We start from the raw sequence: 13493 nt of genomic DNA on the forward strand, positions 1-13493 counted from the left end.
CGTCCGTTAGTCCTCGTCGAGCAAGCCGCCACCGAATTCGTCGGCGTCTTCATCGATCTTGGTGAGAGCGTCCGCGGTTTCTGCTTCGGCTTCGCCTTTGACGGGGTCGGCTTGGTTCTTGGCGGCTTCAATGGCTTTATCGGTGCTTTCCGGATCGACGCCACGACAACTCTCCGTCACACGGTCGGCAATGTCTTGCAGTTCGTCCTGCCATTCCTGCGGATCCATTCCCGGTGGCGTGACTTGCTGGAACTCACCGCACAGCAAGATCAATCGCAACAGATGCCGAAAGACCATACCTTCTTGTTTGGTCAATTCGTTCGAGCGGACGAACAAGTCGAAGTCGCCGCCGAGGGACAGCAAATCCCCCGCGACCCACACGCCCATCGTGCGGACATCTTTCACACCGGGGAATTCGGAATCGAATAGCAGTCGGAGTTTCTCACCAAGCGTGGGTGTCCAGCGTTCTTCGAACGGGAGTTCGCGTTTTTCGTCGTCGGTCTTGTAGGCCAACTGGTCGGCGGTGGCGAGTCCGCGTTGGATAAGTTCCATATCGAGGAACTCCGTCGCCAGCGGTCCGCGGGGTAAGTCCTCCGGCACGCGGACGTGTCGCCGCATCGACCCCGGCATTTCCAGCACGCTTTCCAGGGCTTGAATGCGTTCGATCGGATCGGCTTTGGCGAGGTGTTGGACCAAGAAGGCTCCGTAAACCGGGTTGATACTGCGAAACGCGAGCAACTGGGGCAACTTCTCGGTCGGGTAGGCGAACTTTGGGATGTACGCTTCGACTTCGTCGGAATCGTCGTCGTCGTTGGACTGATCTTTGAGTTTCTTCGCTTCCGGCTTTTTCGCTTTTCCTTCGTCCTCACGGGCTTCTTGAATGAGTGCCCCGAGCAGCCCCTGCGTTGCTGGCGGTTCTTCCGGTTCGGGTTCGGTCTTGGTTTCTTCTTTGACAACTGCCGACGGTGGCGGTTCGGGCGGTGCAGGTTCCAGACGGATGAAACCACCAGCCCACAGTGTCTTCAACATCCGATTCAGGGCCTTCTGCGAGACCTCCAATTGCTTGTCGCTGAGCAGTCGTTTGCTGATGACTTGTCGAATGCGGTCGACGTCTGGCGAGAGTTCCAGCAAATATGCGAGCAATCGCCACGGGAGTTGCCCGCGACTGGCGAGCTTTCCTGGTGGAGCGGTCGTGAGTTTCTGGAATTGTTCCTCGCTCCAATACTGTTCGTTTTGCCGTCGCTTGGGCATCTTTTTCATGATGCGTTTGCGGGCTTTGATCAGGTTCGGGTCTTTGGTGTCTTCGGGGATCGTGTCGTGCTTTTCCTTCCAACGGGCGATCTTGACGTCATCCTCATGCGCGAGGGCATACACGTACCCTTCGGTATCGAACTGCGGACGACCGGCGCGACCGAACATCTGGTGTGCGGAGCTGGCATCGATGACTTTCTTCTTCCCCGGCGGACCTTTGAGAAGTGTCGTGAGCAGCACCGATCGCGCGGGCAAATTGATCCCCGCCGCCAGCGTTTCTGTACACACGCAGACGCTGAGGAGTTTCTTCTGAAACAGGTGTTCGACGATCCGGCGATACTTCGGGAGCAATCCCGCATGATGCACACCCACGCCGCGAAGCAGAATCGTTTTCAACTTCGGACCGGCACCGTGGGACAGGTCGTGTGATTCAATTTCCGTCGCGAGTTGTTTTTGTCGATCACTATCGATCAACGATTTGCCTCGCAGTTGCTCCGCGACACTCCAACATTGTTCGCGGTTGAAGCAGAAGACCAGGACCGGTGTGCGACGGTCTTCGTCGTCACCGGCGGCGATGTCTTCGAGATGCTCGTTCAACAACCGATCGCCGACCCACACGTATTCCAATGGGACTTTGCGTTCGTGTCCTTGCACGAGTTGCAATCGACGCCCGTGACTTTTCGCCAACCAAACGAGGAACTCGACACTGTTGCCGACCGTCGCCGAGAGCAACAACAATCGCGTGTGTTTCGGCAGCAAGCCCAGCGACAATTCCCAGACGATGCCCCGATCGGGGGAGTTGAACGTGTGGAACTCGTCCATCACGACGGCGGCGACATCGTGGAAGTCAAATCCTTCAGGGTGTAACAACCGGTTCAACAGAATCTCTGCGACGACACACAGGATTTGTGCATCCGGGTTGACCTTGCGGTTGCCGGTAATCAGACCGACATCGTCAGCGGAGAACCCCCACTTCTCGGCGGATTCACAGAGTTCGTGGTACTTCTGTTCGGTGAGTGCGATTAACGGCGTCGTGAGATACGCTTTTTTGCCGGTGTGTAACGCTTCGAACAACGCCGCTTCGGCAATCAGCGTTTTCCCCGTGCCCGTCGGAGCGCACACCAACACGCCCTGCGGATCGGTGAACCACGCGAGTAACGCTTCCTCCTGAACCGGATAGGGTTCGTACGGGAGTTGTTCGAGGTATTTCGCACACAAATCGTCTCGCGAAAGCGAATTGGTCATAAATATTGTTGCATCTTAAGTAGGGTGTGTGCAGCGAAGCGAAACGCACCGACACCATTCCACATCGATCCCATAGTGCGTTACGCTTCGCCGCACGCACCTCCCGAAATCTGATGAATCCTCAATCGATCGCCGGGATCGGGAACAACTTGCTTGGCGTGTGTTCGCGGTCCATGATGGCTTCGAGTTTGGCGAGGATATCGGGATGTTGGTCGGCGACATCGTGTTCTTCGGCGATGTCATCCTCGAGATTGTAAAGCTGCGTTTTGAGCGGTTGCTTGTTGTTCTTCCGCATCAAGTTCTCACGCAACGCTTTCCACTTGCCCATGCGGACGGCTTGCTGACCACCATACGACGGGAATTCCCAGTACAGAAACTCGGACGGTTTTTGCCGGTCCGTTTGGCCCATCAGAGTGGAGGCGAAACTCAGGCCATCGATGTTTTGCGGAGCTTTGGTGCCGGTGATTTCGGCGATGGTCGGCAGAACATCCCAGAAAGCGGCGGGGTGATCGGTCACGGTGCCAGCGGGAATATGACCCGGCCAACGAGCGACCATCGGCACACGAATCCCGCCTTCCTTGAGACTGCCCTTCAGCCCGGTCATAGGACCATTGGATTCGAAGAATTCTGAATCGGAACCGCCGAGCCGATCGTATGTCGGGCCGTTGTCGGACGAGAAGAACACGACTGTGTTCTCGTCCAAATCGAGTTCCTTGAGAAGACTCAGGATTTTGCCGACATCGCGATCCATGTGCGAGATCATCGCCGCATAACCGGCTCGCGGTTTCGGATGTTTGAGGTAGCCCCGATGTTGGTAGTCTTCTTCCGGAATGACGCCGGTGTATTCTTCGAGCGACTCCTGCGGGACTTGGATCGAAAGATGGGGAATTGCGAACGGCAAGTACACGAAGAACGGTTCGTCCTGGTTTTCGCGGATGAAATCGAGAGCCGTCTTCGTAAACCCATCTTGCGAATACGTTTCGCCGTTCAAGGTGCGATCGTTGCCCGGTTGTGGGATTTTCTTGTCGTTCCGCCACAGGAATTTCGGGTAGTGATTGTGGGCATGAACTTGACAGTTGAATCCGTAGAATAGATCGAAACCCTGTTTGTTGGGATCGCCGGTGGTACCGAAGTGGCCGAGTCCCCATTTACCGGCGGCCATCGTCGCGTAATCCTTTTGCTTGAGGACTTCCGCGATTGTGACTTCCTCAGTGGGAATCGGTTGCTGCCCGGGAAATTCCCAACCGTGCTTTTTCTTCTGGGCTAGATACTCGGGTGTTTGTTTTGGATTGCTGTTGCTGCGGATGTATGCGTGACCGGGGTGCTTGCCCGTCATCAAATTGCACCGCGACGGAGCACACACCGCGTTCCCGGAATAGAAATCGGTGAATCGAATTCCTTCCTTAGCAATGCTGTCGATATGTGGCGTTTTGATCCACTTCTGCCCGTAGCAACCGAGTTCCTTCCAACCGAGATCGTCCGCAACGATCAACACGACGTTCGGCGGACGATCGGCGGCTCGTAATGGCAACGAAACAAATAGAAACGCAAACAACAACAAGCGAGAGGGCATGAAGTTGAACCTTTTTTTGGAGTCATGAACGCACACGGATCACTGCGGATGCTAACATAATGACTTGCGACTTTGCAGAAAGGGAGGGAGACGAAATGAAAGAAGGGCAGGCGACGTGATTCGTTTGATCATGTTTTTCGGTTGGCTGGCGAATGTGTCAGTCTGTACGGCAGCGATAGAGACTGTTGGAGATGTTTCAACGCGAGTGGGGGCTCGACATCCGATCGCAGGGCTACTCTCGGACGATGGCGATGCGTTCTGGGTCGCGAATCGACGAAGTGGCAGCGTCTCACGATTGGATCTCGAGAAATTACAGGTCGCCGGGGAATATCGTATTGCCCGTGAACCGACCGATTTGCAACGATTCGGCGATTTGCTTCTGCTCACGGATTTCCACACTCATGAGTTGATCAGCTTCGATGTCTCGAACCAATCGCCGACGGTACGGTTTCGTGTGCCGGTGGCGAAGTACCCTGTGCGGGTTATGGTTGACCATACCCGCGGTCGCGGATTTGTCTCCTCACTCTGGGCGCGACAGTTAACGGTGCTCGATTTGACAGCATCACCTCCCCAAGTGATCAAGAAGATCGATTTGGCATTTGCTCCCCAAGAGCAGACGCTGCTCGACCCCGATACGCTACTGGTCGCGGACGCTTTCGGCGGGCGGTTGGCGGTGATCGACTGTGAAGACTTACAGGTTCAAGCGATTCACGAAATCCCGGCCCACAACATCACCGATATGGTTGTCAGCGACGGCCGACTGTGGGTGACGCATCAAATCCTTACCGACACAGCTCATACGACAGCGCAGAACATTCGATGGGGTGTGCTGATGACGAACGCCGTCCGGTCGTTAACGATTGCCGACTGGACGAACCCCGAAACCGATATCCTCAAAGGCGGCCAATTGACGCGATTGGGTGGAGATATCGGCGGCGGTGCGAGCGACCCGACGGCACTGGTTCCATTTGGTGATGATTGGCTCGTTTGTCTCGGTGGCATCGATAAACTCGCGATTTGCTCGCCGGATTGGAACTCCGTACAACGCGTTTCCGTTGGTGCTCGTCCAGTCGATGTGGTTGCCGACACCAAACGCAAGCGGGCGGTAGTTGTCAATCAATTGTCCGATTCGATCACGGTCATCGATCTCGACGAACAAACCGTGCTGAAAACTGTTCCACTCGGACCGCCGCGGGAATTGTCTGCAACAGAACGCGGCGAGCGGCTGTTTTATTCCGGGCGACTGTCGCATCTTGGATGGATGAGTTGCCAGTCTTGTCATCCCGATGGCCACACCAACAACGGTCTGGCAGACACCCTCGGCGACGGTGCCTACGGGGACCCGAAACGTGTGCTGTCACTTGGCGGCGTTGCGGACACAAACGACTGGGCTTGGAATGGTTCGGTGCGAGAACTGACCGAACAAATGCGGAAGTCCGTCGAAACCACGATGCGGGGCGATGTCATCGATGCCAAAACAGCCGGGGAGTTGGCGACTTACCTCTTTACGTTGGATTTTGCACCGTCTGTGATCGACGCCCGAGGATTGCGAAACGATCCCGAGATTCAAACGCAAATCGAGAAAGGCCGGGAGGTGTTTCATTCTCAAGGGTGTTCGGCTTGTCACGTCCCTTCGTTTACCTACACGACCGATGGGGCCTACGACGTTGGTCTGCACGATCAGGTCGGCAACCGGAAGTTTAGTCCGCCTTCATTGCGAGGTGTCAGTCAACGCGATCGGCTTTTGCACGATGGCCGCGCGAAGTCGCTCGAGGAAGTGTTCTCCGAATGGCATCACCAACTCGAACGCCCGCTTAATCCGGAGAATTTGCGTAATCTGGCGACATTTTTACAAAGTCTCTAAGCGATTCCCGGAGAAACTCAAGTTGCGAAGCGAAAGCCGAGTGCTTCGACGGTAAACTCGCAGTATGTTGTGACAGAACCTTATTTGCGCCGACTTCAAAAACTCCGTGTTTCTCCGTGCCTCTGTGGTCAATGCGTTTCGTACCACAGACATACGGAAAGCCACCGAGCTATCCGGAATCTTCCCCATGTCCATGCCGACTGAATTGATCGCTGCCGCTTATACGCCCATGAATGCGGATGGGTCTTTGAATTTGGATGCTGTCGGTCCGATGGCCGAACACTGTATTGCGACCGATGTCGATGGCGTGTTCATCGCTGGAAGCACCGGCGAATGTCATTCGCTAACGCTCAGCGAGCGATTAGCACTCAACGAGCGATGGGCGGATGTGGCACGTGGAGGGGAACTGCAGGTCATTTCGCACGTTGGCAGCCATTCACAACCTGATGCCATCGAACTGGCTCGGCAGTCTGGCGAACTCGGTTTGACGGCGATTTCAGCGGTGGCACCGTCGTATTTCAAACCGGCGACTGTGGCAGACCTCGTGGCATTCATGAAGCCGATCGCAGCCGCTGCCGGTGACTTGCCATTTTACTATTATCACATTCCGCCGATGACCGGGTTGATGTTGCCATTGCCTGAGATCGTTAAGGCGTTTCGTGACGAAGTTCCCAGTTACGCCGGTTACAAATACAGCAGTCTCGACTTGGAAACTCTGCAACGCGCCCAGTCCGTGGACCCAACTGCCAAGGTCTTTTACGGTTCGGATCAAGTTTTGATGGCCGCATGGGTTTTAGGGGTTCGGGCAGCCGTCGGAAGCACGTACAACTTTGCCGCTCCGTTGTATCGGCGAATTCTTGACGCCTGCGAACGCGGTGACTTTGAAACCGCTCGTCACGAGCAAGCTCTGAGTGTGAGAATGGTCGACATCATGCAACGCACCGGCTTTCTAGGCACCTCGAAATTGCTGATGAAGCATCTCGGTGTCGATTGTGGAGCGGTCCGTGCACCTTTGACGAACATCGACGAGGCGGTGTTGGCACCGATGATTCGCGAACTCGAAGCCATGGATGTGCTCGCGCCGGCGTTCCGGTAAACGCGAGCCGCTTGGGAATGTGGGATTTCTGCAACGGTTTCCGGCAAATTGTTGAAAATCGACGACACCTGTCGATTCTCGACCTATGTTTTGACAACGGAGCCGATTCCACGACGGAGCGTCTGACGAGTCAGATCCCGCAGCAGCGGTCTCCATTCCCGACGACTTTGGCTACCTATCGACGGAGCTTCTTTGATGTTCAACCTTGCTCGAAAGCTATTCAACGACGAAGCCGGCTACATCATGTCGGCGGAACTGGTGCTGATTGGCACGATCGTCACATTGTCGTTGGTGGTCGGACTTTCGGAAATCTCCTTTGCCGTCAACAACGAACTTCACGACGTCGCAAACGCGTATAACGCTCTCAGCGAGGACTCCGATTCCCGCTACCTCGAACCATTGGGCGATTCTTTCCCCGAGGGCGAATACTAATCATCGTTCGCGTGGCTGAGCTTGATCCGGCGAATTGTGATCGGCTCTGAAATCGACGCCGACCTGCGACAGCGTTGGCGTCTGGTTCCGCGTGGAAATGACGTGTCGGCTGGAAATTCGTGAACGGCCTTCTACAATGGACGACGAAGTGGAATCCCTTCATTGAGGAAGGGTCGCCGACCGTCTGTCGTTTCCCCGCGGGATTGTCATGGCCAAGAAGAAAGCCAGTCGAAAGAAGGGGCTTGCGCCCGGTACTCCGGTTCGTGTTCGCCCTGGGATTACCGCGCCAGAGTTCCCCGATGTTGTTTGCGAGGGATGGACCGGTGTCGTGCGAGACACGATCGGCAAAAAATCCGATCCCCAGTATGTTGTGGAATGGGACGAATCCACGATCGCAGCAATGCCAGAGGGATACGAGCAACAGTGCGAGGAAAAGAATTTGTTGTTTTCAATGTCGTGTTTCACCGAATCGCAACTGGAGCCGATCGAAGATTGACTCACGCCCGGGCTTGGCAATATTGTCTTACTCGGCGGTGATCACGTGACATGGTCAGTGGTAGCGACGCAGTTTTTTGCGGAGATTGATGATTCGACGACTTGAGAAACCGATTTCGTCCGTTCACAATGGACGAATCGCTTACAGGATCGATTCGTCAGAATAACGATTGCGATGGAATTGCAGCGACGGGATCATCCAAGTTCCCGCGGAGGGAGACCGTTGACCGGGACCGAAAACATCGAATCTTGCACGCTGGAATATGAAATCGCCGGAGAACCGAAGCAACGGGTTCTCTCTCAGTCGGTGGTTACGATGGGCCGAGCGGCCAACTGCGACATGGTCTTTCCCGACAGTGTCGCCGGGATGAGTCGTCACCATGCAACGCTATTGGCTTTAGGCGGGAAATGGCGTGTCAAAGATGCCGGAAGTCGTAACGGGACTTTCGTCAATCAGCTGCCCGTCGCCGAACAAACGCTCAAAGACGGCGACGTGATCAATCTGGGCCCGCTGGCGATCGTGTTCCGCATGGGGGATGCGACATCGAAAAACGAACCCAAATCCACTCGGCTGCGTCAACAAGCCGAGAGTAGCGTCCGGTTCGAAGACGGTCCCGCGCCGAACGTCAGCATGTCGATCGATCTGACGAGCATGCTGCGGATGGTTGGTTCGGGTGGCGAGTCTGGGAGTGTTGGGGCTGGCCGGCTGGAAAGCTTGGAAGCTACTGCCGTGCCGATCGATGAAGACGGACCGCTGAGTTCCGTCGGCGGGGCGTCGGGGTCCTTGGGCATTGAGTTGTTCAGCCGTCTTGGTGAAGCTCTCGCAAAAACCGACGCGCTTGAACAAATGCTGGAAGGCATTCTGGATTTGGTCTTTCAGCATGTGCCCGCTCAACGCGGTCTCATTTGCCTCATTGACGACGAAACCAACGAACTGATTCCGCAAGCCATGAAGATTCGTGGTCGCGATCCGAGCGAGAAAAGTTCGGTCCCATTTGGAATCAGTCGAAGTATCGCCGACGAAGCGATTCGCATGCAGCGTTCGTTGTTGGTCGGAGATGCAACTAGCGATTTGCGGTTTGCTGAGGCCAAGAGTATTCACAATTTCGACATCAAAGCCGCGATGTGTGTGCCATTGTACAACAAGGGCAACGTCGACGGGTTGATCTACGTCGATACCGTCGGCACGCGAGAACCGTTCCTGCATAGCCATCTTGAGTTAGTGACGGCGATGTCGTTGTTTTCTGCCGTTGCTTTGGAGCAAGCCCGGTTACGGGAAGAGATCGAAGCCGAGCAAGCCAAGCGACAACGATTATCACGTTACCACCCGGCGGCGGTCGTCGAACAGATTTTGGCCCGGGCGGACGACGAAGAGATGATGGCGGAAGATCGCGTCGTCAGTGTGCTCTTCGCGGACTTATGTGGATTTACAACCCTCTCGGAAAAACTCGCCCCGGCTGATGTGGTGCGATTGCTGAATCAGGTTTTCGAGATGCTCAGCGAGTGTGTCTTTCTCCACAAAGGCACACTAGATAAGTTCATGGGCGATGGCATGCTTGCGTTCTTCGGGGCTCCTCTGGAACAGCCTCAGCACGCGTTGCACGCAGTCAAGGCCGCCTTGCAAATGCAACTGGAGATTCAACGTTACAACGCCGCCAACCCCGATCAACCGGATATTGGAATCCGTGTGGGGATTAACAGCGGTCCCGCGGTCGTGGGTGATATCGGTAGTCTGACCCGGAAAGATTACACCGTCATCGGGGACACCGTGAATGTGGCCAGTCGACTCGAATCGTCGGTGGCGAAACCGGGGCAAGTCGTGATGGGACCGGGCACGCAACAACTCGTCAGTCGCAAGGTCGTCTCGCAACCCTTGATTCCGATTCAACTAAAAGGCCGCGTCGAACCGGTGACACCGTACCTCGCGATTCGAGTTCGTAGCGAGTACGACACTAACGAATTCGATATCGCTGTCGACTCGTGATGGATGCTCATCTCAAGACAGCAGTTGAGAGCGATGAATACCACTCGATGGGTGACTGTCAAAGTTTAAGTCAGTTGGTGATCGTTCGTATATGTTATGGTTAGCTCAGCTGGAATCCGTTCGAGGATGCCATCACCATAGATCGCGTCTTGCCGAAGTTCTGGCAAGTGAATGTATCCAATGTGGCAGCCACACGTTTCGCGAGGACAGGGTTTGAGAGCGAGTGCCGACTCCCAGTTCCGTTCGTAAATGTTTCCAATCGACGAGCGGACGAAGTGACATCGCCGAATGGTGCCATCGCCGTCAACGGATATCACGGAATGCCCCGTGCGACACAGTTTCCCCAGACTCGGGTGATCCACGGTGTTTGTCGGGAAGTTTGGGTCAATAGCGGCGAGCCGATCCCGTTCGGCCGTTGAGTACGGATATTTCTGGCCATTACCGACATCGTACGCATTGATCCATAGATAGATTTCCGAGGGAAGTTCCGCCCGCATTGCGGTGATTTCGTCGAAATCTTCGGGACGCCCGACCATGCCAATGCTGTGTCGCACACCGATTTCGCGGAGTCGGTCACATTGACTCAGAAATGTTTGACGAGTGGTTTCGGTCGGATGGTAGGTGCACCATAACGCGACTCGTTCGCGGTGGGTTTCGTGAAGCCAATCGAGTGGACTGGAAAGATTGGTTTGAGCAACGATTCGACAGACATGATCCGATCGTGACAAGCGAATGATGGCGTCGTGATACCACCGTCGTGTCAGTGCTTCACCCCAGGGCGTAAAAAAAACTGCAAGGGTTCGATTCGCTGAATTCAACGCCCAATTGGTGAACCGTTCGAGGGCTCGGCGGTCGGTCGCGAGTTGGGCGGCTGTTTCGTGTCGTTTTGCGAACGGGCAATATTCGCACGCGTAGTTACAACTTGACAGAGGCCCACGATACAGAATGGTCAGGTCAGCTGGCATGAGGGTTACTTCAGTTCGTAGTCCTGCATGAGACTCGCAACCGCGGTCGAGTTCAGCCAAGGACCGATCGCGTCGGAACGTTCGAGACCGGCAGGCGTCAGCGTGATGCGACCAGAATCAATTTCCGCTAACCCTGAAGACTCCAATGCTCGTAATTCTGGTAATAACTCGAGCACGTCGGTGTAGAAGCGGTGTCGAAAATCGTTCCGAGACAGTCCTTCGACTTGCAGGAGCGAGAGAATCACGAATCGCCGGTGCTGATCTTCCAGCGGCAACCGGTACCCGTATCTTGCGGACCGAAAACTCTCTGCGGGGCGATTGATATAGTCGAGCAGAATTGATCGGACACCATCGCGACGCACGGCGTACTCCGTCGAATAGTGCAGCGACTGCGTGTAGGAACGGGCTCCGCAACCGAGTCCGACCATCCCGTCGGTTTGACACCGATAGACCGTTTTACTGACGGCAGCGGTTTGCGGTTGGCGGAACATCCGCATCGAGACTTGCTCATAACCGGCTTCAATAAGTTGATCGCGGGCAGTGCGGTATGCGGATAGACGTTGTTCATCCCACGGTTGTTGTCGCCCTGACAATCCGGTCAACGGCCGCACATAGAGCGGATAGAGATAGAGTTCTCGCGGCGCAAACCGAATCGCGGTTTCGATATCTTTTTGCCACTCGTCCAGTGTTTGCTCGGGAGTGCCGTAGATCAGATCAAGATTGAGAGTCGGAAAGTTAATGTCCTGTAACAAGGTGATGGCTTCGTCGACACGACGCCGATTTTGTGGACGTCCCATTCGATGAGCCGTTGCGTCATCGAACGACTCCACACCCATGCTGATCCGCGTCACGCCGACTTCTCGCAACCATTCGAGTTTTTCGCGGTCGATTGTGGCTGGTGAGACTTCGAACGAGAGGGGAACGGATCGCGGTGCAACGTCCATGACGTCTGTAACAATTTCGAAAAGTTCTTGCAGTTCCGACAGCGTCAAGAACGACGGGGTGCCGCCACCAATCGCCATGTTCGCGAACGATCGAACGCCAATGCTGCGACGAATTTGCTCGGCTTCGATCCGAAGTTGCTGTAAGTATCGCTGGACGAGATTGCCCTCGGGGTTCACGGTCGTGAACAAGTTGCAGAATCCACAGCGGTGTTCGCAAAACGGAATGTGCACATACAAGAACAACCCGTCTCGTCGCTCATCCTGCCAAACTTCTGAGAGCGGAACTGGTGGCGTTAGTGGGCGGTAAGCCGTCTTATGGGGATAGGAATACGCATACGAAACATATGGCGAACCGACTGCTGGGTTCTGGATCGGCCGTGCCGATTCGGTTGAGATAATGGTCATGGAAAGAGGACATCCGGAAACGGGACTGATCCGACGACTGCATCCTACCGCAATTTCAGAAACCACACCAAGAGACCGGGGTGAATGAGTGTTCGAGAATTGGCTCGGCGTGTTGTTCTGCGGGGAAGTCGTTTACCATCGTTCGCTGTCAAAAACTCATAAGCGTATGTTTGTTGGTGAATGTTGAAGGTGGGAGGTCACGATGACGTTTCGAGTGTGTGCCTGGGGCGCGTTTTCGATTGTTTGCTTCGGTGCCGATCTGCGAGCGGCCGAACCGTCGGTGCGTTGGAACCGTGTCGCGGAACATGCGGCGTGGCAACCCCGTGATTCGCAGGGAGAATTGGTGTTTGACGATCGCATGTGGATCTTCGGAGGATGGTTCAATTCTTACGAGGCTCCACCACGAGACGTGTGGAGTTCCGCGAACGGGAAAGATTGGCAACTTGTCACTCAATCCGCGCCGTGGCTGCATTCGGACTTGTCGATGTCGATCACATTCAAAAATCGCATGTGGTTCATGGGGGGATGGTACAACGGTCGGCTGCCGGGGCACTCGGCGAGTGATACGGTTTGGTCGTCCACAGACGGGAAAGACTGGAAACAGGAAACCGAGCACGCGGGGTGGTCGCCTCGGTTGGCATCGGCAGTGGTCGAGTTTCAAGGCAAGATGTGGATCCTCGGCGGAACCGAGAACTATTACTTCGGCGATGAGTCGAGCTTGAAGAACGATGTCTGGTGCACCGAAGACGGGAAGACATGGACGCAAGTCACAAAGAATGCAGGATGGGCACCACGGGCATATCATCAGGCTGCGGTACTGAATGATCGGATTTATGTTTTCGGCGGAGGTAATTACGTACCGGAATACCAAGCCTTTAACGACGTCTGGAGTTCGGCAGACGGAGTTGAGTGGCGTCGCGAAACGGCAGCTGCATCGTGGAATCCCCGGTTATGGTTTTCGTCCGCGGTGTACCGGGATCATATGTGGGTGGTGGGTGGTTGGTCGAAAGAACCATCGCAGAACTGGGGTGACGTGTGGTATTCGAAAAACGGTCGAGACTGGAAGAAACTCGAAACCGAACACTCGTGGAAGGAACGTCACGAGCATTCCGTATTCGTGTTTCAGGACCGTCTGTGGGTAGCCGGCGGACACGCGCAGCCGCTTAGTGACGAGGTGTGGAGTTTGGAACTTCCCAAAGATTGGGACGGGAACTGATGCAAAACTGGCGTGCGATCAGC

At 55.2% G+C, this 13493-nt stretch carries 10 protein-coding genes; 6 read left to right on the forward strand and 4 right to left on the reverse strand.

Features of this window, described 5'->3' with window-relative positions; all coding sequences use genetic code 11:
• Positions 1-6 precede the first annotated feature (6 nt).
• Complete coding sequence (locus AC5DDB_RS24775; RefSeq protein ID WP_491742442.1) at positions 7-2496, reverse strand: DEAD/DEAH box helicase; 2490 nt, start codon at positions 2494-2496, stop codon at positions 7-9.
• 121 nt (positions 2497-2617) lie between these two features.
• Complete coding sequence (locus AC5DDB_RS24780) at positions 2618-4069, reverse strand: arylsulfatase (RefSeq protein ID WP_491742443.1); 1452 nt, start codon at positions 4067-4069, stop codon at positions 2618-2620.
• 115 nt (positions 4070-4184) lie between these two features.
• On the opposite strand from AC5DDB_RS24780, the gene AC5DDB_RS24785 reads away from it, so the two are divergent.
• From AC5DDB_RS24785 to AC5DDB_RS24805, 5 genes are all read left to right on the forward strand, one after another.
• Entirely contained in the window at positions 4185-5933 is a 1749-nt protein-coding gene (locus AC5DDB_RS24785) for a cytochrome c peroxidase (protein ID WP_491742444.1), read from the forward strand.
• Positions 5934-6120: 187 nt separating this feature from the next.
• Positions 6121-7029: a dihydrodipicolinate synthase family protein gene (locus tag AC5DDB_RS24790; protein ID WP_491742445.1), complete on the forward strand. Its 909-nt coding sequence runs from the start codon at positions 6121-6123 to the stop codon at positions 7027-7029.
• Positions 7030-7224: 195 nt separating this feature from the next.
• Positions 7225-7461: a hypothetical protein gene (locus AC5DDB_RS24795; RefSeq protein ID WP_491742446.1), complete on the forward strand. Its 237-nt coding sequence runs from the start codon at positions 7225-7227 to the stop codon at positions 7459-7461.
• Positions 7462-7669: 208 nt separating this feature from the next.
• Entirely contained in the window at positions 7670-7957 is a 288-nt protein-coding gene (locus AC5DDB_RS24800; protein WP_491742447.1) for a hypothetical protein, read from the forward strand.
• Between the two features lie 222 nt (positions 7958-8179).
• Positions 8180-9940: an adenylate/guanylate cyclase domain-containing protein gene (locus AC5DDB_RS24805; protein WP_491742448.1), complete on the forward strand. Its 1761-nt coding sequence runs from the start codon at positions 8180-8182 to the stop codon at positions 9938-9940.
• 65 nt (positions 9941-10005) lie between these two features.
• On the opposite strand, the gene AC5DDB_RS24810 is transcribed toward AC5DDB_RS24805, so the two are convergent.
• Both AC5DDB_RS24810 and AC5DDB_RS24815 read right to left on the reverse strand, forming a co-directional pair.
• Positions 10006-10905 carry an STM4011 family radical SAM protein gene (locus tag AC5DDB_RS24810; RefSeq protein ID WP_491742449.1) on the reverse strand — a complete coding sequence of 300 codons (900 nt, stop codon included), beginning with the start codon at positions 10903-10905 and terminating at the stop codon, positions 10006-10008.
• Between the two features lie 5 nt (positions 10906-10910).
• Positions 10911-12254, reverse strand: coding sequence for an STM4012 family radical SAM protein (locus AC5DDB_RS24815; RefSeq protein WP_491742450.1), 1344 nt, complete (start codon positions 12252-12254; stop codon positions 10911-10913).
• Between the two features lie 202 nt (positions 12255-12456).
• Between AC5DDB_RS24815 and AC5DDB_RS24820 the strand changes: the two genes are divergently transcribed.
• A complete protein-coding gene (locus tag AC5DDB_RS24820) occupies positions 12457-13470 on the forward strand; it encodes a Kelch repeat-containing protein (RefSeq protein ID WP_491742451.1) in 1014 nt (337 codons plus the stop codon).
• Positions 13471-13493: the final 23 nt, after the last annotated feature.

The organism is Thalassoroseus sp., assembly GCF_984380535.1.